25 protein-coding genes are annotated in these 25,346 nt (G+C 71.1%); 10 read left to right on the top strand and 15 right to left on the bottom strand.

Annotated elements, in window-relative coordinates; translation table 11 throughout:
• Positions 1-3: 3 nt before the first annotated feature.
• Together ASG52_RS19900 and ASG52_RS19895 are read right to left on the bottom strand one after the other, a co-directional pair.
• Positions 4-246 (bottom strand): DUF2188 domain-containing protein, encoded by a 243-nt coding sequence (locus ASG52_RS19900; RefSeq protein WP_056247013.1) that lies wholly within the window; start codon positions 244-246, stop codon positions 4-6.
• Positions 247-346: 100 nt separating this feature from the next.
• Positions 347-574, bottom strand: coding sequence for a hypothetical protein (locus ASG52_RS19895; protein WP_056247012.1), 228 nt, complete (start codon positions 572-574; stop codon positions 347-349).
• 100 nt (positions 575-674) lie between these two features.
• Between ASG52_RS19895 and ASG52_RS28475 the strand changes: the two genes are divergently transcribed.
• The gene (locus tag ASG52_RS28475) at positions 675-800 is read left to right on the top strand and encodes a hypothetical protein (protein ID WP_286159114.1); all 126 of its coding nucleotides are present in this window, start codon (positions 675-677) and stop codon (positions 798-800) included.
• 93 nt (positions 801-893) lie between these two features.
• Here the strand turns inward: ASG52_RS28475 and ASG52_RS19885 are convergent, their stop codons facing one another.
• Together ASG52_RS19885 and ASG52_RS19880 are read right to left on the bottom strand one after the other, a co-directional pair.
• Complete coding sequence (locus tag ASG52_RS19885) at positions 894-1,445, bottom strand: glutathione peroxidase (protein WP_056247010.1); 552 nt, start codon at positions 1,443-1,445, stop codon at positions 894-896.
• A gap of 106 nt (positions 1,446-1,551) precedes the next feature.
• The gene (locus ASG52_RS19880) at positions 1,552-2,019 is read right to left on the bottom strand and encodes a response regulator (protein WP_502691093.1); all 468 of its coding nucleotides are present in this window, start codon (positions 2,017-2,019) and stop codon (positions 1,552-1,554) included.
• A 243-nt stretch (positions 2,020-2,262) separates the two neighbouring features.
• Here ASG52_RS19880 and argJ point away from each other — a divergent pair, with 243 nt between their 5' ends.
• The 4 genes from argJ to ASG52_RS19860 are packed head-to-tail and all read left to right on the top strand — an operon-like array spanning position 2,263 to position 6,194.
• On the top strand, positions 2,263-3,507 hold the full coding sequence (gene argJ / locus ASG52_RS19875; RefSeq protein ID WP_056247007.1) for a bifunctional glutamate N-acetyltransferase/amino-acid acetyltransferase ArgJ: 1,245 nt from the start codon (positions 2,263-2,265) through the stop codon (positions 3,505-3,507).
• Positions 3,504-4,214 (top strand): SIMPL domain-containing protein, encoded by a 711-nt coding sequence (locus tag ASG52_RS19870; protein WP_056247003.1) that lies wholly within the window; start codon positions 3,504-3,506, stop codon positions 4,212-4,214. Before argJ ends, ASG52_RS19870 begins: the two co-directional genes overlap by 4 nt.
• Positions 4,211-4,630: a (deoxy)nucleoside triphosphate pyrophosphohydrolase gene (locus ASG52_RS19865; protein WP_056247001.1), complete on the top strand. Its 420-nt coding sequence runs from the start codon at positions 4,211-4,213 to the stop codon at positions 4,628-4,630. Before ASG52_RS19870 ends, ASG52_RS19865 begins: the two co-directional genes overlap by 4 nt.
• 22 nt (positions 4,631-4,652) lie before the next feature.
• The gene (locus ASG52_RS19860) at positions 4,653-6,194 is read left to right on the top strand and encodes a DUF6880 family protein (protein ID WP_056246999.1); all 1,542 of its coding nucleotides are present in this window, start codon (positions 4,653-4,655) and stop codon (positions 6,192-6,194) included.
• Between the two features lie 207 nt (positions 6,195-6,401).
• On the opposite strand, the gene ASG52_RS19855 is transcribed toward ASG52_RS19860, so the two are convergent.
• Positions 6,402-6,746, bottom strand: coding sequence for a DUF427 domain-containing protein (locus tag ASG52_RS19855; RefSeq protein ID WP_056246997.1), 345 nt, complete (start codon positions 6,744-6,746; stop codon positions 6,402-6,404).
• Complete coding sequence (locus ASG52_RS19850) at positions 6,743-7,639, bottom strand: methyltransferase domain-containing protein (RefSeq protein ID WP_056246995.1); 897 nt, start codon at positions 7,637-7,639, stop codon at positions 6,743-6,745. Before ASG52_RS19850 ends, ASG52_RS19855 begins: the two co-directional genes overlap by 4 nt.
• Positions 7,640-7,782: 143 nt before the next feature.
• Between ASG52_RS19850 and ASG52_RS27970 the strand changes: the two genes are divergently transcribed.
• Both ASG52_RS27970 and ASG52_RS19840 read left to right on the top strand, forming a co-directional pair.
• On the top strand, positions 7,783-8,013 hold the full coding sequence (locus tag ASG52_RS27970) for a hypothetical protein (RefSeq protein ID WP_056247096.1): 231 nt from the start codon (positions 7,783-7,785) through the stop codon (positions 8,011-8,013).
• Positions 8,010-8,780: a ComF family protein gene (locus ASG52_RS19840; protein WP_056247094.1), complete on the top strand. Its 771-nt coding sequence runs from the start codon at positions 8,010-8,012 to the stop codon at positions 8,778-8,780. Before ASG52_RS27970 ends, ASG52_RS19840 begins: the two co-directional genes overlap by 4 nt.
• Positions 8,781-8,835: 55 nt before the next feature.
• Here ASG52_RS19840 and ASG52_RS19835 read toward each other — a convergent pair whose 3' ends face one another.
• The 4 genes from ASG52_RS19835 to ASG52_RS19820 form a co-directional block, all read right to left on the bottom strand.
• Entirely contained in the window at positions 8,836-10,092 is a 1,257-nt protein-coding gene (locus ASG52_RS19835) for an MFS transporter (RefSeq protein ID WP_056246992.1), read from the bottom strand.
• Between the two features lie 439 nt (positions 10,093-10,531).
• Positions 10,532-14,278, bottom strand: a complete 3,747-nt coding sequence (locus ASG52_RS19830) for an AAA family ATPase (protein WP_056246989.1) — start codon at positions 14,276-14,278, stop codon at positions 10,532-10,534.
• 9 nt (positions 14,279-14,287) lie between these two features.
• On the bottom strand, positions 14,288-15,532 hold the full coding sequence (locus ASG52_RS19825; RefSeq protein ID WP_056246988.1) for an exonuclease SbcCD subunit D: 1,245 nt from the start codon (positions 15,530-15,532) through the stop codon (positions 14,288-14,290).
• Between the two features lie 297 nt (positions 15,533-15,829).
• Positions 15,830-16,126 (bottom strand): hypothetical protein, encoded by a 297-nt coding sequence (locus ASG52_RS19820; protein ID WP_286159113.1) that lies wholly within the window; start codon positions 16,124-16,126, stop codon positions 15,830-15,832.
• 311 nt (positions 16,127-16,437) lie between these two features.
• On the opposite strand from ASG52_RS19820, the gene ASG52_RS19815 reads away from it, so the two are divergent.
• Positions 16,438-17,400, top strand: a complete 963-nt coding sequence (locus ASG52_RS19815) for a L,D-transpeptidase (RefSeq protein WP_056246986.1) — start codon at positions 16,438-16,440, stop codon at positions 17,398-17,400.
• 55 nt (positions 17,401-17,455) lie between these two features.
• Positions 17,456-19,336, top strand: coding sequence for a S9 family peptidase (locus tag ASG52_RS19810; RefSeq protein ID WP_056246983.1), 1,881 nt, complete (start codon positions 17,456-17,458; stop codon positions 19,334-19,336).
• On the opposite strand, the gene moaD is transcribed toward ASG52_RS19810, so the two are convergent.
• From moaD to ASG52_RS19790, 4 genes are all read right to left on the bottom strand, one after another.
• Entirely contained in the window at positions 19,333-19,584 is a 252-nt protein-coding gene (moaD, locus tag ASG52_RS19805; protein ID WP_056246980.1) for a molybdopterin converting factor subunit 1, read from the bottom strand. The two genes, ASG52_RS19810 and moaD, sit on opposite strands and share 4 nt — an antisense overlap.
• 59 nt (positions 19,585-19,643) lie before the next feature.
• Positions 19,644-20,243, bottom strand: a complete 600-nt coding sequence (pgsA, locus tag ASG52_RS19800) for a CDP-diacylglycerol--glycerol-3-phosphate 3-phosphatidyltransferase (protein ID WP_082552659.1) — start codon at positions 20,241-20,243, stop codon at positions 19,644-19,646.
• An 82-nt stretch (positions 20,244-20,325) separates the two neighbouring features.
• The gene (gene uvrC, locus ASG52_RS19795) at positions 20,326-22,404 is read right to left on the bottom strand and encodes an excinuclease ABC subunit UvrC (protein WP_056247090.1); all 2,079 of its coding nucleotides are present in this window, start codon (positions 22,402-22,404) and stop codon (positions 20,326-20,328) included.
• A 191-nt stretch (positions 22,405-22,595) separates the two neighbouring features.
• Positions 22,596-23,318, bottom strand: a complete 723-nt coding sequence (locus ASG52_RS19790) for a protein phosphatase CheZ (protein WP_056246978.1) — start codon at positions 23,316-23,318, stop codon at positions 22,596-22,598.
• Positions 23,319-23,547: 229 nt separating this feature from the next.
• Here ASG52_RS19790 and ASG52_RS19785 point away from each other — a divergent pair, with 229 nt between their 5' ends.
• Complete coding sequence (locus ASG52_RS19785; RefSeq protein ID WP_156384052.1) at positions 23,548-24,279, top strand: L,D-transpeptidase; 732 nt, start codon at positions 23,548-23,550, stop codon at positions 24,277-24,279.
• A gap of 102 nt (positions 24,280-24,381) precedes the next feature.
• Here ASG52_RS19785 and ASG52_RS19780 read toward each other — a convergent pair whose 3' ends face one another.
• Positions 24,382-25,122, bottom strand: coding sequence for a DUF2076 domain-containing protein (locus ASG52_RS19780; RefSeq protein WP_056246973.1), 741 nt, complete (start codon positions 25,120-25,122; stop codon positions 24,382-24,384).
• Positions 25,123-25,346: the final 224 nt, after the last annotated feature.

The following is a 25,346-nucleotide window of genomic DNA, read 5'->3' as shown; positions in this document are numbered from 1 at the left end:
GCCTCAGTCCTCCACCACCTTGGCGACCGGGCGGTCGCTGCCGTCGGCGGTTTCGTCGTGCCATTGGCCGCCGCCGTCCTGGTAGCGGATGCCCTCGGTCGAGCCCGGCACCTGCTGCTCGGCTGCCGCGGCCTGGGCGGCTTCCAGGGCCTCCTGGCGGCTTGGGAAGGTTTCGGAGAAGACGTCGCCGACCTTGTAGGCGAAGCCGCCGTCGTGCTCGACGATGTGATAGGTGACCTCGGTCATCGGAAAAACTCGCTCGATCCGCCAAAAGTGTTCGATCGCGAACCGATGACCGTGCCGGTGGTTCCGCTGCGGCGCGCTCGGGCGCCCGGATGGTGAACGCTCAGTGCCGGGTCGGCGGGCGGTGCGGCAGGCGCTCCACCGCGGCCCGGCAGCCGGCGATGAGCGAGCCGCGCACGTCCTCCGGGTCGAAGCCGGGGCCCTCGGGAAAGGCCACGAGATGGGCCTCGGCCGCCCCTTCCGGACGGATGCGGGCGAGCCAGCCCTCGGGGATACGCTCGAAGCGGACCTCGTAGAGGATTCCGTCGTGCTCGAAGCTATGCGGGTCCATGCGTCGCGCCTTTACGCCGGGCGGATACGCCGGCTGTCGGCATGTAGGAAGCCGCCCTATCCTGGCGCGAGAGCTTGGCCGTCACGAGAAGCGAAATTTCATGCGCCCGACCGTTCTCCTCCTCGTGGTGAGTGCCGGCCTGTCCGCCTCGCCCTGCCACGGCCAGGGCGCACCGCCCAACCCGTTCGCCTCGAACTACCCGTCGGCGCCGCCCACCCTGGAATAGGCGGAGCGCGCCCGCGCGCGGCAGGCGCGGCCCCGCGCGCCGCGCAACGGTGAGCGTGGCCTCATCCCTCCGGGGCGCATTCCGAACCACTGATCAGGCCGAGCCGAGTTCGGCCACGATGGCGCTGACGATGCGCGGGTCGCTCGGATCGACCTGCGTGGCGAAGGCGGCGCGCACGTCGCCGTCGCGGCCGATCAGGTACTTGTGGAAGTTCCATTGCGGGCTCTGCCCCGGCTTCCGCTCCGCTGCCCACCGGTAGAACGGATGGGCCGAGGGGCCACGCACGTGGGTCTTGTCCACCACCGGGAAGGTGACGCCGTGGTTCTTCTTGGCCGCCTCGGCGATGGCGAGACCGTCGAGCGGCTCCTGATTGCCGAAATCCGGCGACGGCACCGCGATCACGGCGAGCCCGCGCCCGCCGAAGCGGGTCCACAGGCCCTCCAGCCCAGAAAATTGCGGGGCGTAGCCGCAGGCGGTGGCGGTGTTGACCACGAGGATCGGCTTGCCGGCATAATCGGCGAGTGGAAGGGTGCCGCCGCCGGGCTTGTCGAAGGAGAAGGTCTCGGCCTTCACCTCTGCGGCTCGGGCGCCGCCGACCGCGGTGACGGCCAGCATCGCGAGACATTCGCGGCGACGAATCAGCATGGGGACCTCCGGAACGGAATTGACCCGGAGGCTGCCATAATTCGGGGCGCTGGCCCTACGGTTCGGATCGTCGCGGGTGCCTCGCCGCGTCGCGCCGCATGGCAGTCTAGCTGATGCGGGTCGCCAGGGCCTCGCGCACGGTGCGGGCGAGCGCAGTCTCGTCGCCGAGCGCCGGGAGGGCGATGACGTCCGGCGGAATCGATTCATAGCGGTCGAACGCCGCCGAATCGCCGACAAAGACGATACCGAGATTGGGCCGAAGGGCCCGCGCCTCGGCGGCGAGCCGCGAGCAACAGAGCGTGCCGCGCAAGTCCGCATCGGTCACGAGAACATCGATGGGCAGGCCGAGCACGAGGACGGTCAGCGCGTCGATCGCCGAATCGACCGTGGTGGCGTTGAAGCCGGCGCGGCGGACCTGCCCGACGACTTCGTCGCGCCACCGCTTGCGCCGTCCGGCGACGAGAACTTGGATACCGTAGCAGCCTCGTTGCACGGCCGCGTGGCCATTCGAGCCCGCGGAACGGGCCGCAGCCCGAAAATTCTCAGTAGCAGCAATGTCCTGATTGCTTCGCATTGTTCCAGACTAACAGATGGTCGCCGCGGTTCAAGCCGGCTTCGTGTGCATTGCAACATTTCTCTGTAGGGCGATTGTTCCCCCATCGTCGCTCGGCGCCCGCGTGTTGACGGGAGGCTCCGGCGGCGCAACAGAACGCGGCGCCCCGTCGGACGCTGTCGGCGTTCACGCTTGTGTCGCGTCCGCATGCGAGGGCGCCGCCCTTCGTGTCCCCGCCGGGGCCAGACCGGAGCCGCTCGAACGATGTCCTCCACGCAAATCTCGCCGCTGGCGCCCGCGACCCAGCCGTCGCTGCCGGAGATCGCGGGCGTGCGCCTCGCCACCGCGCAGGCCGGCATCCGCTACAAGGGCCGCACCGACGTGCTCTACGTGGCGCTCGATGCGGGCACGCAGGTCGCCGGAGTGTTCACCCGCTCGCGCTGCCCCTCCGCGCCGGTCGATTGGTGCCGCGCCGCCCTCGAAGCAAAAGCCGGCGCCCGCGCGCTGGTGGTGAATTCGGGCAACGCCAACGCCTTTACCGGGCTGAAAGGCCGCGAGGCCGTGACGCTGACGGCTGAGATCGCCGGCCGCGCCGCGAATTGCGCCCCGGAGGCAGTGATGATCGCCTCGACCGGGGTCATCGGCGAGCCGCTCGACGCCACCAAGTTCGAGGGCGTGCTGGCCGATTGCGCCGCCCGCGCCGTGCCGGGCGCGGACGCATGGGATGCGGCCGCGAAGGCGATCATGACGACCGACACCTTCCCCAAGCTCGCGACCCGCACGGCGGAGATCGGCGGCCGGACGGTGACGCTCAACGGCATCGCCAAGGGGGCCGGCATGATCGCCCCAGACATGGCGACGATGCTGTCCTTCGTCTTCACCGACGCAGGCCTGCCGCAGACGGTGCTGCAGGACCTCCTCGGCGAGGGGACGAAGACGTCGTTTAACTGTGTGACCGTCGATGGCGACACCTCGACCTCGGACACGTTGCTGCTGTTCGCCACCGGCGCCGTCGGCACCGAGGCGGTCGAGCGCGCCGACGATCCGCGCCTGGACGACTTCCGGGCGACGCTCGACGATCTGCTGATCGAGCTGGCCCAGCTCGTGGCGCGGGATGGCGAGGGCGCGCGCAAGCTCGTTACCGTGCGGGTCGAGGGGGCGGAAAGCGATGCCTCCGCCCACCGCATCGCGATGTCGATCGCCAACTCGCCGCTGGTGAAGACCGCGGTGGCGGGCGAGGATGCCAATTGGGGCCGCGTCGTCATGGCGGTGGGCAAGGCCGGCGAGCCCGCCGACCGCGACCGCCTCGCGATCTGGTTCGGCGACGTGCGCGTCGCGGTCCAGGGCGCCCGCGATCCCGCCTACAGCGAGGAGGCGGCGAGCGCGGTGATGCGGGAGCCCGAGATCACCGTGCGAGTCGATCTCGGCCTCGGCCAGGGCTCGGCGCGGGTCTGGACCTGCGACCTCACCAAGGCCTACGTCGAGATTAACGGAGATTACCGCTCGTGAAGCATGCCCTCGCCGCCGCGCTGCTGCTCGTCCTCGCCGTTCCGGCATCGGCCGACGACGATGGCCGCATCCGCGTGATCGGCCGGGCATCGGCCGAGCGCGCGCCGGATTTCGCCTCGGTCGAGGTCGGGGTCGAGAGCCGGGGCGCGACCCCGGCCGCGGCCCTCGACGCCGCGAGCCGCGCCGCCAAGGGCGTGATGGCGACGGCGCGTGACATGGGCGTGCCGGATGCCGACATCGGCACCACCTCGCTCACGCTCCAGGCCCGGACCAGGACGATCAACCAGCCCGATGGCTCCGTGCGGGAGGTGGCCGACGGCTACACCGCCGGCAACCTCGTGCGGGTGCGGCTGGCCGAGATGGGCAAGCTCGGCGAGTTGCTGCGCCGGGCGCTCGATTCCGGTGCCAACCGGATCGACGGCATCGCCTTCGGCCTGCGCGATCCGGCGGCGGCGGAGGCCGACGTGCAGTCTGCCGCGATGAAGGACGCCCGCGCCCAAGCCGAGCGCCTCGCCGAGGCCGCGGGGGTGCGTCTCGGGCCGGCGCTGTCCATCGCCTCGCCGCCGCGCGGCGAAGGGGCTCGGCCCGCGCCCTACGCCATGGCGGCGAAAGCCGCCGCGCCGCGGGGGCGGACCTCGGTGCCGATCGAGGCCGGCAGCATCGAGACGGCGGCGGAAATCGAAGCCGTGTTCGCGATCGCCCGATGAGCGCCGCCCCGATCCGCCTCGTTCTCGTCGTCGCGGCGGCCCTCGTCGATGCCGACGGGCGCGTGCTGATGGCGCAGCGCCCGGAGGGCAAGGCGCTCGCCGGCCTGTGGGAGTTTCCCGGCGGCAAGGTCGAGGCGGGGGAGCGCCCGGAGGAGACGCTGATCCGCGAACTGGCGGAAGAACTCGGCATCGCGGTGCGCGAGCCCTGCCTCGCGCCGCTCACCTTCGCCAGCCACGCCTACCCGGATTTCCACCTGTTGATGCCGCTCTACATCTGTCGGCGCTGGGAAGGGATTCCGCAGTCGCGCGAGGGCCAAGCCCTGCGCTGGCAGCGTCCGGGCGCGTTGCGTGACCTGCCGATGCCGCCGGCCGACCTGCCGCTGATCCCCTTCCTGATCGATCTGCTCGGCCCCTGACCGGCCGATAGGGGACGGGATCATGGCGAGACGGGCGAAGGCGGCGGCGGAACCCGAACAGAAACCTGTCGCGAAAAAACCCGTGGCGAAGCCGCGCAAATCGCGCAGCACCGTGCCTTCGCCCGAGACCCTTTCGGCCCTGAGCCAGGAGCGGCTGATCGCCCTGATCCTCGAAGAGGTCGGCCAGAGCCCGGCCTTCAAGAAGCGGGTCACGGCGGCGCTCGCCGCGTTGCAGGGCCCCGACACCGTGGCGGCGGTGATCGACCGGCGCCTCGCCGCCCTGGAGAAGGCCCGCGGCTTCATCGACTGGCAGAAGCGCAAGGCGTTTGCCGCCGACCTCGACGCCACGGTCACGACCATGCTGTCCGACCTGAAGCCGCTCGATGCCGGCATGGCGCTCGACCGGCTGATGCGCTTCCTCGCCACCGCCGACACCACGCTGGAGCGCGTCGACGATTCGAGCGGGCAGGTGCATGGCGTCTACGAGACCGCCGCGGAGGCCGCCGTGGGCATCGCCACGGCCCAGCCGCCCGAGACCGTGGCGGCGTTCGCGACGCGCCTCGTCGGCGGGCTCGCCGGGGATGGCTACGGCTTCCTCGGGAGCATCCTCGACGCCCTCGTGCCCCAACTGCCGAAATCCGCCCTCGACCGCTTCGATGCGGTGCTGGACGAGGCTTTGGCCGCCCTGCCCAAGGCCAAGACGAAGACCGGGCGCGATGCCTTCTCGGCCGGCGAGGCCGAGTGGGAGCGCCGCTATCACCGCCTGCGCCTCGGCAAGCTGCGGCAGGCGGTGGCCGATGCCCGTGGCGACGTCGATGCCTTCATCGCCCTGGAGACGAAGAACGCGCCCGACCGGCCCGACGTCGTGGCGGTGGCGGAACGGTTGCTTGAGGCGGGCCGGCACGAGGAGGCGCTCGACTGGGTCCGGCGCGCGCCGAATCCGCGCGCAGCCACCCTGACGGTGGAGACCCTGCTCGAAGGTGCCCTCAGCCTCGGAGAGCCCGGGCAGGATCGCACGGCGCTCGAAGCCCGCATCCTCGACGCGCTCGGTCGCAAGGACGAGGCGCAGAAGCTGCGCTGGGACCGGTTCGCCCGCACCCTCGATCCGCAGATGCTGCGCGACCACCTCGCCAAGCTGCCGGATTTCGAGGACGAGGAGGCGCTGGAGCGCGCCTTCGATCTGGCCGAGACGCGCAAGGACGCGCATTTCGGGCTCTACTTCCTGATCGGCTGGCCGAATCTCGACCGCGCCGCCCGTCTCGTGCTGGCGCGGCGCAGCGAATGGTCGGGCCGCAACTGGGAGGTGCTGGCGCCCGCCGCCGACGCGCTGGCGCCGGACCATCCGCTCGCCGCGAGCCTGCTCTACCGGGCGCTGATCGACGACATCCTGGAGCGCGCCCGCGCCAACGCCTACGGCCACGCCGTCCGCGATCTCGCCAAGCTCGCCATCCTGGCCGAAGAGGTGGAGCCGGGCGGTCTCAAGCCGGATCACGCGGCCTATGTCGCAGGCTTACGCAAGACGCACGGGCGGAAATACGGGTTCTGGCAGTTGGCGGAGAAGTAGGGGGCGCGGACGCTCACGCCGCCGGCTGCTGGCTCACGAGCGCGTTCTTCCCATCCATTCCCCTCATCCTGAGGTGCCCGCACAGCGGGCCTCGAAGGAGGGCTCCACAAGTCGCGCGATCTCTGGAGGCCTCCTTCGAGGGCGCCGCTTCGCGTCGCCACCTCAGAATGAGGGTTGTGGGTAGGAAAGACGCTGCACAACAGACGCTTACGCCTCGATCGCCTCGACCCGATCCGGATAGAACGCCAGGTGACGCCGGATGCGTGCCACGGCCGGGAACGGATTCTCGTAGGACCACGCCGCCGCCCTGGCACCGACAATATCGAAATAACTCGCCTCGCCCTTGTAGGGGCAATGGGTGCGCCGTGGGTTCGCGGCCAGCGCGTCCGCAGCCACGTCCTCGCGGGGGATGTAGAGCACCGGCGGATAGCTCGCCTCGCGCAGTTCCAGCGCCCGCGCGCTCTCCGCCACGATGCGGCTGCCCGCGCGCACACGCACCGTGCCGACATGCGGCGTGATCGTGATCGGATGGGCGGGTCCCGGTTCCTTCATCGCGTCTCTCCGGTGTCGGGCGTGAGTCGATGCTCGGCGGTGCCGAGGGCCTCGGCGAGGCGGGTTTTTGCGGTGCCGGGGCGCAGGGGCTTCTGCTGGCTCTCGTGCGGCACCCAGCCCGAGAACCACAGCACCTCGAAGGTCGCCCGCAGCCGTCCATCCGGGTCCGAAAAGCGCTCGGCGTAGATCGCGGCGGCGCGCATCAGGGTGGCGCGGCGCAAAGGCGTGCGGCGGCGGTCGGTCAGCGCGTTGGTCAGCCCCATCGCGCGCAGGTCGCGCATCAGCGCGAACGGGTCACGGTAACGCACGCGGACGGTGTCGGCATCGACCACCGGTAGGGCGAAGCCCGCCCGCTGCAGCAGACCGCCGAGGTCGCGCAGTTCTGCGAACGGCGCCACCCGCGGGCTCGCGCCGCCCTCGGTCTCGCTCTCGGCCTGGAGGAAGGCTTGGCGCAGCTCGGTCAGCGTCGCGCCGCCGAGCAGGCAGCCGAGAAACAAGCCATCGGGCTTCAGCGCCCGGCGCAGCTGCACCAGCACGCCCGGCAGGTCGTTGACGTGCTGAAGCGCCAGCGCCGACACCGCGAGGTCGAAGCCCGCGTCCGCGCCGAAGGGCAGGGCCTCGGCGTCCCCCACGCAGTCGGCCCCCGCCTCGGGCAGGGGGCTCAGCCGCACCAGGTTGTCGACGCGCCCCCCCGCCCGCAGGCGCTCGGCCAGCGCTGGCACCGGGCTGCCCAGATCGAGGGCGAGGGGAAACGGACGCGTCACCGCCGCGAGCCGGTCCTCGAAATCGTCGAGCACGCGGTCCATCAGAAAGTCGGCATAGCCGCCTGCCCGCGCGCGGGCGAGACGGCGGCGGATCAAGGCGGTGTCGAACAGGGGCGTCGGATGGCTCATTGCAGGAGCAGATGGGGCTTGCATCGTGCACCGGCCAGAACGGGCCCGGAAATGGATAGAAAATGAAGCTGCGGATGCGGCAAAACGGTTTGGAACCCGGATGGCGCGCAATCGTTTTTGCGCCGTCGATCAAGGAGGTTCACATGACACGGATCGTTCTCCGGACAGCGCTGATCCTGGCTGCGGTCGCTCTGGCCGGCGCCGCCGAGGCGAAGGGTTGCCTCAAGGGCGCCGCGGTCGGCGGGCTCGCGGGTCACGCGGTCGGCCACGGCATCGCGGGTGCGGCGGCAGGCTGCGCCATCGGCCGCCACGAGGCCAACAAGCAGGACAAGACGAAGTCGCAGAACGACGCCGGCCAGCCGGCCGCTCGCTGACCTTCGACGCGCCGTTCCCCGCCCTGCGGCAGGCGCTGCGCCGCGCCGCGGCGGCGGGGCTCGGCTTCGTCTACCCGCCGACCTGCCCTGGCTGTGCTGCGGCCACCGCCGAGCTGCACGCTCTCTGCGCCACCTGCTGGAGCGGGTTGCGCCTGATCGAGCGGCCGTTCTGCGAGCGGCTCGGCACGCCCTTCGCCCTCGATCTCGGCACCGGTCCGCTGCTCTCGCCGCGCGCCATCGCCGACCCGCCGGTCTACGCGCGCGCCCGTGCCGTCGCCCTGTACGACGGCACCGCCCGCGACCTCGTCCACCGGCTCAAATACGGCGACCGCCTCGACCTTTCACGCACCATGGCGCGGATGATGGCCTCGTCCGGCCGCGAATTGCTGGACGAGATCGATCTGATCGTGCCGGTGCCGCTGCACCTGTTCCGCCTGTGGCGCCGCCGCTTCAATCAGGCGGCCCTGCTGGCCCGCGCCATCGGACGACTCGCCGACAAACCCTGCGATGTCCGGGCGCTCGCCCGCGTGCGGGCGACGCGGCCCCAGGTCGGGCTCACGCGCAACCAGCGCGCGCTGAACCTGCAGGGCGCCTTTCGTGTGCCGGATGCGGCGCGCCCGCGCATCGCCGGACGGCGCATCCTTCTCGTGGACGATGTCGCCACCACCGGCGCCACCGGTAATGCCGCTGCGCGGGCGCTGTTACGAGGCGGGGCCGAGCGCGTCGATCTGCTGACCTTCGCGACGGTGACGGGCGAGCCGCTGTGACGAACGAAAGCGGGAGCCGCATCGGGCCCCCGCTTTCGTTCGCGTGAAGCCGTCGTCAGACGGCTGCCGGCTCCATCCGCCCGCCCGCTTCATGCGCCTCGCTCGACTTGTCGAGCACCTTGCCGCGCGGGCCGACCCAGGTGCCGACCCACTTGCGCTGCCACAGGAACAGGCAGCCGAGCACGACGGTCGCGAATACCGCGTAGGCGACGAAACCGGGGGCGAAGCCGCCGGTATATTGTTTCGACAGGCCCATCACGTTCGGCAGGATCGCGCCGCCGAGCGCCCCGACCTCGCCGACCATCGAGCCGGCCACCGCCGTGTTGGTCGGCCAGCGCAGGGGCACGAGCTGGAACAGCGCGCCGTTGCCGGCGCCGAGCGCGGCGAAGCAGAGCATGAAGAGGATGGTGGTGGCGACGAGCGACGGCGTCGCGGTGAGCGCCAGGAACGAGCCGATGGCGGCGAGCAGCACGATCGAGAGCACCATGATGCCACCCATGCGATCGGCGAAGTAGCCGCCGAGGATGCGGATGCCGGAGCCCATCAGCGCGGCCAGCATGGTGAGGCGCCCGGCCTCGACCTTGGTGACGGCGAACTGCTCATAGAAGAAGGTCGGCAGGAAGTTCGACAGGCCGATGAAGCCGCCGAAGGTGATGACGTAGATCAGCGAGAACGCCCAGCCGTCCTTGGTGAACAGGCAGGAGACGTGTTCCTTGAAGCTCTGGCCGTGGAGATCCGGCGGCTCCTTGGCAAGCAGGATCATCACCACGATCGGCACGATCATCACCACGCCGGCAAAGCCGTAGACCGCCTGCCAGCCATAGGCCTGGGCCAGCGGCGGGGCGAACAGCACGGCGAGCACGGTACCCGAGTTGCCCGCGCCCGCGATGCCCATGGCGAGCCCCTTGTGCTCCGGCGGGAACCAGCCCGAGCCGAGCGACAGCGCGACGCCGAACGAGGCGCCGGCAATGCCGAGCAGCACGCCCATGGCGAGCACGTCGTTGTAGGAGGAGACGAAGAAGAACCCGTAGGCCATCGCCAGCACGATGACGCCCATCTCGGTCAGCGCCGCGTTCTTGCGGCCGATGTACTGGGCCAGCACGCCGAGGGGAAAGCGCATGATCGCGCCGGCCAGGATCGGCAGCGAGATCATGAAGCCGGTCTGGGCCGGGGTGAGCCCGTAGGTCTCGGTGATGAACGGGCCCATGGCGCCGTTGAGCACCCAGATCGCGAAGCAGAAATCGAAGTAGAGGAACGCGGCGAACAGGGTCGGGGGGTGGCCCGATTTCATCACGGTCTTGAAGGAAGCCATCGGCGTGCTCGGTGTCAGGCGAAGCCGCCGGACCATCGGGCCGGGGGCGATCGCACAAGCGGGGGAGGTTGCCGGACCAGCGCCGTCCGGACCGCGAGGCGCCGTTGCCCCGCCGCTGCCAGGGGCAGCCTGACGAGGCTATGCAGCCGGCGTGCCAAGCTGGGATGAGGCTGCCACCGACCCCGAAACCATCGCCCGCCGTCATTCCGGGGCGCCGAAGGCGAACCCGGACCCGAAGGGGCGCGCCAGCGGCGTGCAATCCACGACTGGCCATAACGGTTCGATTGCGACCGGGAACGGCGCATCGCGGGTGGATTCCGGGTTCCGCTGCGCGGCCCCGGAACGACGGCGGTGGGGAAGAAAGGCTACTCGGTAGCTTTGTCCCTGGCGTCCCACGCGCCATCCCCTGCCCAGGATTCGAGCAGCCGGGGCGATTGCCTCACGGAACGGCAGCGCCGCGATCCACCACCCGGACGACGCTGCGCCCGCTGCCGCGCTTCTCCACGCGGATCTGCACGGCGATGCGCTCCATCATCCCGGCCACGTGGGTGATGACGCCGACCTTTCGCCCGCGGCCTTGCAGCGTCTCCAGGGCGTCCACGGCGAGATCGAGGGTCTCGGCGTCGAGCGACCCGAACCCCTCGTCGATGAACAGGGTGTCGACGAAGGATTGCCGCCCCTCCAGGCCCGAGAGCGCCAGCGCGAGCGCGAGCGAGACGAGGAAGCGCTCGCCGCCGGATAGGCTGCGGGTGGCGCGGCGTTCCTCGCCCATGTCGCGGTCGATCACGTGGAGACCGAGATCGGCGGCCGGGCTGCGGGCGAGGCGGTAGCGCGGGCTGAGCGCCCGCAGCTGTTCGTTGGCAAGATGGACGAGGTGATCGAGGGTGATGCCTTGGGCGAAGCGCCGGAACCGGTCGCCGCCGGCCGAGCCGATCGCCTCCTCGACCTGCGCCCAGATTGCGAACTCGGCTTTGGCCGCTGCGGCTTCCGCCTCCAGGCCCTCGGCGCGTGCCCGAGCGTCGTCGTCGCGGGCCAGCTCGGCGTCGAGGGCGCCGAGGCGCTGCTGCGCCTGCGCTTCCGTTTCGGCGAGCGTCGCGGCTTCCGACTGTACGACGGCGGCGTCGATCTCCGCGGCGTCGGCGAGCCCGTCGAGATCGGCCCGTCGGGTGGCGCGGGCGGTCGCGGCGTCCGCCGCCGCGCGGATGAGCCCTTCGAGGGTCGCGCGCAACGCCTCCCGCTCAGGAGGCGGCACCGCTAGGAGCCCGGCCACGGCAGCGCGGTCGCGCGCGCCGCATCCTTGCGTGAACGCGGCCTCGGCCGCTGCGCGGCGGGCCAGCGCCCGCTCCTGCTCGGCCGCCGTGCCCCCGGCCTCCGAGAGGCGCACCGCCAGCCCGCGGGCGGCTTCCGCGGCTCGCTCCTGCACCCGCTTCAGCGCATCGTGGGCGGCGCGGCGCTCAGCGTTGATGCGGGTGCGGTGCGGGCCCGTCGCCTCGCCGCCGAGCAGGGTCTTTCGGGTTTCCCGCTCCTGAGCGAGTTTTTCCGCACGGTTTGCGGCCTCGACCTTGGCGCGGCGCGCGGCCTCGTCCCGATCCGTGAGCGCGGTGACGGCCGCCGCCCGCTCCGGGGCGAGGGCGGCGCGCTCGGCCTCGCGGGCGGCGTGGCGTGCGCTCAAGGTAGCGTAGGCTTGGCCCAACGCCTCGATCCGCCGCGCGGCAGCCTCGGCGTCGCGGTCGAGATCGGCTTCTCCGAGGTCGCCCGCGCTCAGGGCTGGCCCGAGATCGGCGGTCAGCGCGGCGATGCGCTCGGCAAGCGCCGCGCCGTCCGCCTCGGCGCGGCCGGCGGCGAGCGCCGCCTCCTGCCGCTGCCGTCCCAGAAGCTCGTGTGCCCGACTCTCGCTGGCGGCCTGACCCTCCGCCTTGTCGCGGGCGCGGACCAGCCCGTCGATCTCGCTGCGCAGGGCGCGGGCGGCGTCGAGGGTTTCGACGATCCGCTCGCGCTCGGCCCGTGCCGCGAGGCCGGCTGCGGCCAAGGACTCGGCTTGCGGCTCCTGCGGCAGCGCGGCGGCGAGGCCCGCCGCGGCGAGGGCTTCGAGGAGCCGAGGCAGGAGATCGCGATAGAGATCGAGCGTTTCGCGCGATGCGGATTCAGCCCCATCCGCCCGACGCTCGGCCTCGCCGCGGCGCCCCTCTGCCGCCGCGGTCTCGCTGCGGGCGCGGTCGCGGGCGGTGTTCTCGGCGGCGATCTCGGCGTCGAGGGCGGTGCGGCGGGTCCGCAACTCGTCCGCGAGCCGGCCCAATGCGTCGTTCGAGGCGTGGGCGTGCGGGTGCTCGCAGCCGCCGCAGACCGGGCAAGGCTCGCCCGGCACGAGCAGGCTGCGCAGCCGCGCCGCCTCGCGCGAGACGCTCTCTTCCGCGAGTTCGGCGAGCGGCAGCAGCTCGGCGCGGCGTCCCTGCGCCTCCCGCAAGCCGGCCTCCGCCGCGATCCAGCGGGCGGTCGCCGCCGCGTGGTCGGCCTCCGCACCTGCGCCGTCCTGCCGGGCCGCAGCCGCATCCGCGAGGGCGGCGGCGTGGCGTCCGGCGAGCGCGTAGGCTTCGCGCAGGGCGTCGAGCAAGGCTTCGAGATGGCCCGCGCGCGCCAGCGCCGCCGGCTCGTCGAGGGCGGCGAGCGCCGCCTCGCGCTCGGCCCGGCGCACCGCCAGCGCGGCCCGGCGGGCGCGAATTTCCGCGAGCCGCCCGGTGCCGGCTTCCGCGGCCGCGTCGCAGCGGGCGATTTCAGCCCGGTGCTTCTTCTCGGATTCTGCCGCCGATACGGCCTCACGCCGCAGCCGGCCGCGCTCGCGGATGCGCCGGGCGATGTCTTCGCCGCGCTCGGCCAGGAGCGCGTGCGAGGCCTCCGCTTCCAGCCGCCGGGCATCGGTCGCGCTCGCCTCGGCCAGGACGGCCAAGCGTCGATCCAGCCCGGCGAGCGTCGTCCGCGCCGCCTCAATAGCCTTCGTCGCCGCCTCGGAATGCGCGGCGGCGGCCTGCGCCTCTCGGTCGGCGTGGACGATGGCGGCGTCGAGTTCGGCCGCCTGGTCCCAAAGCGGCCCGAAACTCTTGAACAGGACCTCCATGGTCTCGTCGGCGGCTGCGGCCTCGGTGCGCTCGGCCTCCGCCGCCTGGGTCTCGGCTTGCGCCGCCGCGACCCGCTCGGCGCTCGCGAGCGCCTGCGCTTCCGCTGCGGCGAGATCGCGGAAGCTCGCGTCGATCGCCTCCGCGCGCCCGCGTAGGGGCTCGACCGCGTCGAGTTCGGCGAGCCGGAGCCGGTCGGACTCCGCATTCGCCAGGGCGGCGCCGGTCGCCGCCACCTGCGCTTCGGCCGCGGCGAGGCTTTGGCGCGCGGCGTCGAGACGGCGGGTCGTCTCCAAGCTGTGGCGAAGCGCGGCCTGCCGGACATGGCGCGGGCCGGCCTCCGCCCGGATCGCCGCCGCCTCGTCGGTGCGGGCCGTGCGCGCTTGGGCATCGAGCAGGCCGATCTCGGCGCGGCGGGCCTCGAAGGTTTCGACGGCGCGCCGATGCGTCTCGAAGCCGGCATGGACCCGTTTCGAGATTTCCGAATAGATTTCCGTGCCGGTGATCTTTTCCAGAAGTTCGGCCCGCTCGCCCTCGGCGGCCAGCAGGAAGGCGTCGAACTCGCCCTGCGCCAGCAGAACCGTGCGGCGGAACTGGTCGAAGGTGAGGTCGGTGAGCCGCTCGACCGCGGCGAGCACGCCGGTCTTGCCGGAGGCGACCGCGCTGCCGTCGTCGAGCCGGTGCAGCCGCCGCCGCTCGCCCTGAAGCCGCCCGTCCACCCTGTTGCGGGCGCGAAACACCTCCCAGCCGACGCGGTAGCCCACCCCGTCCTGCCCGACGAAATCGACCTCGGCGAAGCCCGCGCCCGCGCCGCGGCGCAGGATCGCCCGGCCGTCGCCCGCGCTCAGAGCCTCGCCGCTCGGGTCCGGCACGTCCTCGCGGCGGCTCACGGCGACGCGGGGATAGCGGCCGTAGAGGGCGAGGCAGAGCGCGTCGAGGATGGTGGACTTGCCGGCCCCGGTCTCGCCGGTGATGGCGAACAGGCCGGTGGCACTGACGGGACCAGCGGCGAGATCGATCTCGAACCGCGCGGCAAGGCTGGCGAGGTTCTCGCCGCGGATCGCGAGGATACGCATGCGGCCGGCTCAGGCCTCGGCGCGGGCGCGGTGGAACACGTCGAGATGGGGCAGGCCCGGCTCCTCGTCCCAGCGGGCGCGGTAGGCGAGGCGGAAGAGTTCTTCCGGGTCGCGCTCGGACAGGCGCGGCGGCGGCGCCTCGGTTTCCCCAATTTCGATTGCCGCCCGCGCGGGCACGGCGACGCGCACGTCCACGATCCGCACCGGGAAGCTCTCCGCAATCCGATCGACCTCGGCGCGGTAGCCCGGCAACAGGCCCTCGCGGGCGAGCCGCACCTGGACGAAGGGCCGGGCCTCCAGCGGCAGGTCGGGGTCGAGGGCGAGCGCCGTGAGATGGTCGCCGAGATCGTCCAGCGTCATGTCACTGGCGGCCGGCAGGCGCAGGAACGGGACCGGGCGCTCGATCGCGATCTGCTCGACCTTGGCCGGGCCGGAGCCTAGGGTCACCAGCGTGACGCCGTGGCGATAGGGCTGCTCGGCGGCCGAGAGCGGGATCAGCGAGCCGCAATAGCGCACGTGCCCGCGCCCCAACCCTTGCGCCTTGTGGAGATGGCCGAGCGCGACGTATCGCGCCTCGTCGGGAAACACGTCGGTCGGGACGGCGTGCTCGCCGCCCACGAGGATGCGCCGCTCGGCGCCCTCCGATTCGAGGCCGCCCGCGACATGGAGATGGCCGGTAACGAGGAGCGGCAGGCCGGCGAGCCGGGGCCGGGCCGCCTCGAACAGCTGGCCGTAGAGGTCGCGCACGCCGCGCACGATCGGCGAGGCTTCGCTGACTTCCGCATTCCGGATCGAGGAGAGCGGCGGCAGGCAGGCGGCGGTGGGGTAGGAGACGGCGAGCACCTGCGCGGCGACCTCGCCGGAGGCGTCGTGGATCGGCACGAGGTGATGGCTCGGGTCGATCATACCGTCGCGGCGGCGGACATTGCCGATCACCCGCACGCCGATGGCCTCCAAGAGCGGGCGCGGGGCCTCCAGCCGCCCGGCGGCGTCGTGGTTGCCCGCGGTGATCACGATGGTCATGCCGGGCCGCGCCCGATGCAGCCGCGCCATCAGGGCGTAGAAACGGGCTTGCGATTCGCCCGACGGGTTCTGGCAATCGAACACGTCGCCCGCGACCACGAGGGCGTCGATCTCGCGCTCGGTCACGATGGCTTCCAGCCGCGCGAACACGGCCGCGTGCTCGGCCTCGCGCGAGAAGCCGCGCAGGGTCTGCCCGATATGCCAGTCGCCCGTGTGGAGGACGCGTATCACCGGAAAGGTCCGCCGAGCCGTCGCCGCAGGATCATGCGCGGCGGTGGGGGTTGTAGCGGGTTGGGCAGCCGGCTTCGAGTCGTCCCGCGTCGCGGGCTGCGATCTCCTGTGACGAACCGGTTCGCTAGCGCCAGGAACGTGCGGCAACTCCGTGTAACCGGACGCGAAGAGCGCGCCGCGCAGCGGGCCTCGGTGATAGCCGAGACCGTCTAACGGAGCGAAAGGCTAAGCCCGCGGAGGCGAGCGCCGGCGCTTAAGGCCAGCCACAACAGATAGCACAGCGCTGAAAGCGACGGCCTATCGACAAACCGTGATCGTCTTGACGATCCAGCCTTCGCCTTCCTGCCACAGCTTGCGCCGGGCGCGGGTGCAGTTGTCGGGCTCGGCGGCGGTCCAGGCGGTTCCGGGTTTGTCCGCCGAAACGGCGGGGGCCGCGGCCCGGACGGGGGGCTTGGCCTCGGGCCTGGCCTTGGCGGCGGCCAGGGCCTCGGGGGATACGCTCAAGGCAAAGCAGAGCGATCCGAGCAGGATGCGGAAGGACGGGGCGCGCACGATGTGGGGGTCCGTGGTCAGGGCCGAACGGTCACGCTTCATCTAGTCGGTGCCCATGCGGATGCAATCGTCGTCCACCACGATTCCGCCTTCATCGGCACAATTTTTTCGAAATCGTTAATGTCGGCTCGCCGGCCCGTCCCCGGTTCGGACGTCGCCGGTCGGTGTAACCTTTCGGACACAATGTTCGCACAGTCGTCGTGTTAGCCCACCGTTGCCTGGGGCGGGCGGCGTGACGTGCGGCCGGCTCCTTGTTACATCCGAGCGGGGCAGTTCAGCCGGCCCGGACGATCGTGACCGTTATCCGCTTTCGGAAGCTGGTCCCGGTCCGGCGCATTTCTTTCGAGCGATCCATGTCCATGCAGAACCGCCGTACCCTTCTCCTCGGGGCCGCGACGAGCCTCGCGCTCATGAGCCTGCCGGGCCTTGCCGCTGCGCAAGGGCTCGGTGGCTTCGACGACGACCGGCTCTATCAGGATGCCGCGGGCCAGCTCTACCGCAAGCGCGGCGGCCAGTACGTGCCGTATAGCGGCCGGGTCGTGCACGGCCGTCCGGTGCCGGACACCGATGTCGATCTCGACGCCGAGGCCTACGCTCGCCGCCGGGCCGAGCGCTTCGGCGAGCCGCCGCCCGAGGCGCCCGCCGGTCAGGCCCTCAACCAGAGCCCGGCCAACGGCCCGATCCAGACGCCGCGCCCGGCCGCGCCCGGTCAGTCCGGCTGGCAGATGCCGCCGCAGCAGCCGGACAACGGCCCGATCGACTACGCCCGCGCCTACGGGCCGGCGTCGGGCGAGCCGTTCCCGGTGGCGCCGATCAACTACAAGAAGTTCAACCAGACCTACCTGCGTCAGGAGGTCGATTTCCGCACCCCCGAGCCGCCGGGCACCATCGTCATCGATCCGCGCGCCCGCTTCCTCTACCTCGTTCTGCCGGGCGGGCGGGCCCGGCGTTACGGCGTCGGCGTCGGCAAGCAGGGTTTCGCGTGGTCGGGCACCGCGACGATCAACTCGAAGCAGGCCTGGCCGGATTGGTATCCGCCGAAAGAGATGATCGCCCGCCGGCCCGACCTCGCCGGTCAGGTCGACAAGCTCCAGAGCGGCCTCGGCGTGCCCGGCGGCTCGCGCAACCCGCTCGGGGCCCGCGCCATGTATCTGTGGCAGAACAACAAGGACACGTTGTTCCGCATCCACGGCACGCTGGAGCCGCACTCCATCGGCCAGAGCGTGTCCTCGGGCTGCATCCGCATGATCAACCAGGACGCCATCGACCTGTTCAACCGGGTCGAAGTCGGCACCAAGGTGGTGGTGCTGGGCTGAAGCGGCCTTACCTTTGCTCGCGGGGTTCGCGAAAAAAACCCCGCGAGGAGACATCATGGTCGATCTGATCCCGCGCGAGCACCTGTTCGGCAACCCGACGCGGTACGGCCATCAGATCAGCCCGGACGGTCGGCGCCTCGCCTGGGTCGCCCCGTTCGAGGGCGTGCTCAACATCTGGTCGGCACCCCTCGACGCTCTCGACGCGGCGACCCCCGTGACGCGGGACCGGCGCCGGGCGGTGGACAGCTTCGCCTTCACCTATGACGGACGCCACCTGCTCTATGTGCAGGACGCCGATGGTGACGAAAATTACCACGTGTTCGCCGCCGACCTCGATTCCGGCGAGCACCGCGATCTCACCCCCTATCCCGGCATCGCCGCCGGCATCGTCGGCCTGAGCCGGCTCGTGCGCGACCGGGTGCTGCTGGCCCTCAACGACCGCGACGCCCGCTTCCACGACCTGCACAGCGTCGATCTCGCCACCGGCGAGCGGACATTGGTCGCCGAGAATCCGGGCTTCGCCGGCTTCCTGATCGACGACCACTACGCCGTGCGCTTCGCCGCGCGGAACCGCCGAGACGGATCGAGCGAACTGCTGATCCGCGACGGCGAGACGTGGAAGCCGTGGCTCACCTTCCGGCCCGAGGATGCCCGCGCCTCGGGTGCCGAGAATCTCGACGCGACCGGCGATATCCTGTTCTGCCGCGACAGCCGCAGCCGCGACACCGCCGCGCTCACCCGGATCGACATCGCCAGCGGCGACACCCGCACGCTCGCGGCGCATGACGAGGCCGACATCGGCACGGTGCTGCACGACATCGAGACCCGCGCGCCGATCGCCTATTCGGTCACCCATGCCCGCCGCCGCTGGCACGTGCTGGACGCGCGCTTCGCCGACGACTTCGCCTTCCTCGACGGGCAGGGGCTCGGTGACTGGTATCCGGCGAGCCGCAGCGAGGACGACACGCTGTGGATCGTCGTCGCCCGCTCGGACACGCGGGTGAGCGAGGCGGCGCTGTACGACCGGCGCACCAAGACGCTGCGCCCGCTCGGCAGCGCGCGCCCGGAACTCGACGGTGCGCCGCTCGCACCCATGCATCCGGCGGTGATCCGCTCCCGCGACGGGCTCGACCTCGTGTCCTATCTCAGCCGCCCCCTCGGCGCGGACGGGCCAGGGCCGCTGGTGCTCCTCGTCCACGGCGGCCCGTGGGCGCGCGACAGCTTCGGCTTCGATCCGATGCACCAGTGGCTGGCCAACCGCGGCTACGCGGCTTTGAGCGTCAACTTCCGCTCCTCGACCGGCTTCGGAAAAGCCTTCCTCAATGCGGGCGACGGCGCCTGGGGCCGGGCCATGGACGACGACCTGCTCGACGCCGTCGCCTGGGCGGTCGCCGAGGGCGTGGCCGATCCGGCCCGCGTCGCGATCATGGGCGGCAGCTACGGCGGCTACGCCGCGCTGATGGCTTTGTGCCGCAACCCGGAGACCTACGCCTGCGGCATCGACCTCGTCGGCCCGGCCAACCTCGAGACGCTGGTGCGCACCATCCCGCCCTACTGGGAGGCGATGCGGGCGCAGCTCCACCGCGCCATCGGCGATCCCGACACGGAGGAGGGCATGGCGCTGATCCGCGAGCGCTCGCCGGTCTACTTCGCCGATCGCATCCGGGCGCCGCTGATGATCGTCCAGGGCGCCAACGACCCGCGGGTGAAACAAGCCGAATCCGACCAGATGGTCGCGGCGCTCGACGCCAGCGGCGTGCCGGTCACCTACCTGCTCTACCCGGACGAGGGCCACGGCCTCGTGCGCCCGGACAACCGGCTGGCCTTCTTCGCCCGCGCCGAAGCTTTTTTGGCACGCCATCTCGGCGGGCGCTGCGAGCCCATCCGCGAGGGGGAGGCGGAAGGGAGTTCGGTGCAGGTGGTGCGGGAGGGTTAGCCCCCCGTCATCGGCGGGAAGAACGCGATCTCCTGGGCGCCCGCGATCGAACTCGCGGGCTTGGCGTGCACCCGGTCGATGGCGGTGCGGACCACGCCGTCGGTCTCGAAGGCGTAGGCGTATTCCTCACCGCGTGTCCTGAGCCAGCCGATCAGGTCGGCGACCGTGGCGACCTCGGGGGGCGGGGTCACGGTCTCTTCCGGCTTGCCGACGCGCTCGCGCACCCAGGCGAAGTAGACGAGTTTCATGGATCACGTCCCCGGACCCGCGCCGATGCCACACGGGCGGTCCCAAAGTCCAAAAAGAATCAGCGCGGATCGTCGATCGCGTGGCGGATGCCGGCCCTCATATAGTCCCAGCCGGTGTAGATCGTCAGGACGGCGGCGAGCCACAGCAGGACGATGCCGAGGGTCATGCTGCCGGGAATCACCCGCTCGGCCGCCGGGCCGGCCACGAGCACGCCGAGCGCCAGGAGCTGTACGGTCGTCTTCCACTTGGCGATGCGGCTGACCGGCAGGCCGACCTTCAGCTCGGCGAGGTACTCGCGAAGCCCCGAAACCAGCACCTCGCGGCATAGGATCACGATGGCGGCGCCGATCGATGCTCCTTCGATGGTGCCGTCGGCGGCCAGCATGAACAGGCAGGCGGCGACCAGGAGTTTGTCGGCGATGGGATCGAGCATGCGCCCGAGCGCCGAACTCTGGGCGTAGGCGCGCGCGACGTAGCCGTCGAGGTAGTCGGTGATCGCGGCGGCGACGAACACGCCGAAGGCGGCCCAGCGCGCGGCGAACTCGTCCGGCCAGAACAGCAGGGCGACGACGACCGGGACCGCGACGAGGCGGCCGTAGGTCAGGCAGTTCGCGAGCGTCCAGGCCTGCGACCGGCGTCGGGGAAGGACGGCGTTCATCGGGGCGGTGAAATCACGGGCGGGGGAGGGCGTCAACCGCGACGAATGCGGCCCGGCCTCGCGGATCGGGTCGGGAACCGGCTCAGGCATTGGCATGGAAGAAGTCGTAGACGGCCCGCGCGGTGGCCGCGTTCACGCCGGGCGCCTTGGCGAGGTCTTCGAGCGCGGCCCGCTCGATCGCCTTCACGGTGCCGAAGTGGAGCAGGAGCGCGCGCTTGCGGGTGGGGCCGATGCCGGCGATCTCGTCGAGGGGGTTTTTCGTCATCTCGCGCTTGCGCTTGGCCCGGTGGGTGCCGATGGCGAAGCGGTGGGCCTCGTCGCGCAGGCGCTGGACGAAATAGAGCACCGGATCGCGCGGCGGCAGCTTGAACGGCGGACGGCCGGGCAGGAAGAAGGTCTCGCGGCCCGCGTCCCGGTCGCGGCCCTTGGCGATGCCGACCAGCGGCACGTCGGTGACGCCGATCTCGGCCAGCACCCCGCGCACCGCCTCGAGTTGCCCGGCGCCGCCGTCGATCAGGACGAGATCGGGCCAAGCCGGGAAGTTTTCCGCGTTCTCCAGAGCCGTTTCCAATTCCGTGGCGGCTGAGGCCGCCTGCTCTTCGGCCACAACCTGCGGCAGGCCGGCCTCGGCTTTGCTCGGCGTGCGCGGCGCCTCCTTGGCCAGCCGCTTGAAGCGGCGGGTCAGCACCTCGCGCATCATCCCGAAATCGTCGCCCGGCGTCAGCTCCTCCGACTTGATGTTGAAGGTGCGGTAATGCGTTTTCATGAAACCAGTCGGCCCGGCCACGACCATCCCGCCCACCGCATTCGTGCCGGAGATGTGCGAGTTGTCGTAGACCTCGACCCGGCGCGGGGGTTTTGCAAGGTTGAGCGTTTGGCCGAGCGCGGCCAGGAGCTTGCCCTGCGAGGCGGTGTCGGCGAGCCGCCGGCCGAGTGCCTCCTTGGCGTTGCGCTTGGCGTAATCGACGAGGTTCTTGCGCTCGCCCCGCTGCGGCAAGTGCAACTCGACCCGGTGCTCGACCCGGCTCGACAGTGCGGCGGCCACCAGCTCCGCGTCCTCGACCGCGTGGCTGACCAGCACGACACGCGGCGCGGGCTTGTCGTCGTAGAACTGCGAGATGAACGAGGCCAACACCTCCTCGGCGCTCATGGACCGGTCGGCCTTGGGGAAATAGGCGCGGTTGCCCCAGTTCTGGAAGTTGCGGAAGAAGAACACCTCGATGCAGAACTGGCCCGCTTGCTCGTCGAGGGCGAACACGTCGGCCTCCTCGACGCCCTGCGTGTTGACGCCTTGCGTCCCCTGGATCGCCGAGAGCGCGGCGATGCGGTCGCGGAAGCGGGCGGCGCGCTCGAATTCGAGGTTTTCCGAGGCCGCCTGCATCTCCTCGCGCATCCGGTCCTTCACGGCGTTCGACTTGCCCGAGAGGAAGGCGCGGGCGTTGTCGGCCAGCGCGACGTAATCCGCCTCGGCGATCTCGCCGGTGCAGGGGCCGGAGCAGCGCTTGATCTGGAACAGCAGGCAGGGCCGGGTGCGGTTCTCGTAATAGCTGTCCGAGCAGGTGCGCAGCAGGAAGGCGCGCTGCAGCGCATTGACCGTGCGGTTCACCGCCCAGACATTGGCGAAGGGGCCGTAATAATTGCCCTTGCGGCGGCGCGCGCCGCGGTGCTTGACGACCTGCGGGGCCGGGCCGTCGCTGGTGAGCAGGATGTAGGGGAACGACTTGTCGTCCCGCATCAGCACGTTGAAGCGGGGCTTCAACTGCTTGATGAGGTTGGCCTCCAGCAGCAGCGCCTCGGTCTCGGTCGCGGTGGTGACGAACTCCATCGCCGCCGTCTGCGCGATCATGCGGGCGATGCGGTTCGAGTGGGCCTGCCCCCGCGCGTAGGAGCCGACCCGGGCCTTCAGGTTCTTGGCCTTGCCGACGTAGAGGACGTCGCCCTTGTGGTCGAACATCCGGTAGACGCCGGGCGAGGACGGCAGGGTCGACCAGAACCGGCGGATGATCTCGGTCCCGACCTTCACCGCCCCGTGGTCGATGTCGAAGTCGATCTCCGGCGCGTCGTCGAGGGCGGCGACCTCGTCGGCCTGCGGCTCGCGCTCGTCCTCGTCGAAGGTCTCGGGTGGGACGTCCTCGAAACTGGATCGGGTCGCGCGGCTCATGCGGCCCATGTAGGCCGGGTGGATTCCGGTTGGAAGGGTCGGTGCTCGACCGGAAGCAGCGACGGAGCAGGAGGCACGGCCGTATGGCCGGGCGCGAAGAGCGCCCCGCGCAGCGGCCTCGGCCCTGCTGAGGCGTCTAGCGGAGCGAGAAGCCTAAGGCCGCGGACGCGGCCGCCGGCGCTTGAGGCCAATCAATCAAAAAGTGCGTCGATGTCCGACTGATCGACATGGCCCGGATCGTCGTGCAGCTTCGGCCCGTTGAGGAGCGAACTTTCGTCGTCGGCGTCCGGTGCGCCGGCCTCGACGCCCATGAGGTCGCTGAAGCTGTCGAGGCTGCTCCAGGCATCGATGACGCGGTCGAGATGCTCCTCGACGAATTTCAGCACGCCGACGATCTTGCTGATGCGCTGGCCGGTCAGGTCCTGGAAGTTGCAGGCCTCGTAGGCGCCGACTACGCTGTCGAGGATGCCGTCGAGATTGTCCTGGGCGGCCTTGGGCAGGCGCGTGCCGCGCATCATGTTGGCGTTGGTCTCGATCCGCTCGATCGCGCTGAGGATCGTCGATGTCGCCTGTTCGGTCGATTCGACCACGGCGTCGAGCTCGCCCGCGACGCGGCGCATGCCCTTGCCGGAATTCTCCGAGCGGTAGAGGCTTCCGATCTCGGTCTTGGTCCGAGCAATCGCCTCCTTCATCACCTCCAGCTCGCGGCGCATGGCGAAGGCCTCGCCGAGTTCCCGGCGGCAGGCCTCGATGGTCTCGCCCGCGCTGGCCTGGGTGATGCGGCGCAGATCGTTGATCGCGGTGAGGATCTCGTCGAGGCGCGGACTCGGCGCCGCCTCCGCCTGCGGGGCGGGCGCGACCGGGGCGGCAGCCAAGCCGAGGCTTTCCTCGATGCGATAGCGCTTGGTCATCATCGGTCGTGTCGGCCCTGCGAAGCGTGTCGTGCGGTCACAATCCCGCGCAGTGGTTTATTTTTGCTAAAGGTTTCCCGTCGGAAGCTCCGTTTACGGCCCGTTGACAACGCTTCGTCTTTCGCGTGCGGGCCGCTTCGATTCACCATCTTCGTTCATCGGCCGCCAGCCGCCGTGGCGGACCCTCTCGCCACACGCGGGCAAGCCGGGGAGCGGGACGATGCGGTTCGGAATGGGCGGGGTGGCTCTAGGCCTCACGTTGCTGGGAGCGGGGTCGGCCCAGGCGCAGGCGCAGGCGCATGTGCCGCCGGGCCAGTACGGCGGCGGCTTCATCGAGTTCCTGATGACGGGCAGCGCCCAAGGGACCGCTTACGGTCAAACGCGGCATCCGGCCGTGGACGGTTATGGTGGGCTCGCGCCGCGCCAGACCCGGCAGGCCGCAGGTCCCGAGCCGCGCACCCGCCTGGCGGCGCTGCCGTCGCAGCCGCCGGCGGAGGAAGTGGGAATCGCCCGCGCGGTCGATCCGCGCTTCGCCCGTCAGGTCGTGACCTACGATGGCCCGGGCAAGCCCGGCAGCATCGTCATCGACACGAACGCCAAGCACCTTTTCCTGATCCAGCCCGGCGGGCAGGCGATCCGCTACGGCATCGGCGTCGGGCGGCCGGGATTCGTCTGGACCGGCGTGAAGGCGATCACCAACAAGCGCGAATGGCCGAACTGGACCCCCCCCGCCGAGATGCTGGCGCGGCGCCCCGACCTGCCGCGGCACATGGAGGGCGGCCCCGGCAACCCGCTCGGCGCGCGGGCGCTCTATCTCGGCACCTCGCTCTACCGCATCCACGGCACCAACGAGCCGCACACGATCGGCCAGAACGTCTCGTCCGGCTGCATCCGCATGATGAACGAGGACGTGATCGACCTCTATGAGCGCACCCCGGTCGGAACGCGGGTCGAGGTGATCTGAGCGCCGTGTGATCTGAGCGCCGTCTCCGGGCAGAAAAGAAGCCCGGCGCCTCGCGGCGCCGGGCTCTTTCATGTCAGGCCGGAAGAAGACGCCGGAAGAAGATCAGGCCCAGTCGTCGTCCCCACCGTCGCCGAGGTCGCCTCCGAAATCGCCGCCGGTGTCGCCGCCGCCGAAGCTGGCGCTCTGGAAGCCGCCGTCACCGCCGCCGAGCGCTGAACCGAGATCCTGATCGCCGCCGCTGGCGCCGGAGATATCGCCGCCGCTCAGGCCGGCCGCCGAGGCGCTGCCGAGGCTCGAATGGCCGCCCGCGAAGGCGTTGGAGAGCGCGCTGCCGAGCAGCATGCCGCCCGCCGCGCCCGCCGCCATCGGCAGCGCGGTCGCGAGGAAGCCGCCGCCGCGTGCCGGCTGCTGCTGCTGACCGTAGCCCGGCTGGCCGCCCCAAGGACCACCCTGCGGGCCGCCCTGGGGAGGATAGCCGCCCTGCTGGCCGTAGCCCGGCTGCTGCTGCCCGTAGCCCGGAGGCTGCTGGCCCCAGCCCTGATTGGCGGAGCGCTGCGGCTCCTGGCGGCTGCCGCCGCCGCCGAAGATGCTCGACAGGAAGCCGCCGCCGCCCGACGATTGCGGCTGCGCCTGCTGCTGGCGGGCCTGTTCGAGCTGCTGATTGAGGCTCTTGATCGCCTCTTCCTGCACGTAGACCAGCTGCGCCATGGCGTAGGGCGCGTAGGGCTGAGCCCGCAGCTTCTCGGCGATGAAGCGCTCGGCATCGGCATCGCGGGGCTGGCCGGATGCCTGTTCGAGCCGCTGGAAGATGCCGTTGATGATGTCGCGTTCTTCGCTGTTCATGGAGTTGTCCTCCTGGGCGCCGGCGCTGTCGTCCACCGTGCGGTGCCGATGAGATGGGGAGCGGCCGAGCTAATGTAAGAGCCGGACGAGAAGCCGCATTGCCATCGCGCCACGTCCGCCAGCGGGACGCGCGCGGGGGATGCCGCCTCCGTGCCATGAACGAACGAAAGCGGGATTCCGACCCGCTCAAACCCGCGCGAGCACGAAAAAAGCCCGGTGCTGGG

This window comes from Methylobacterium sp. Leaf456 (assembly GCF_001425465.1).
Classification (GTDB): Bacteria; Pseudomonadota; Alphaproteobacteria; order Rhizobiales; family Beijerinckiaceae; genus Methylobacterium.
The sequence above is the reverse complement of the archived record's forward strand: the minus strand, read 5'-3'. Positions and strand labels throughout refer to the sequence as shown.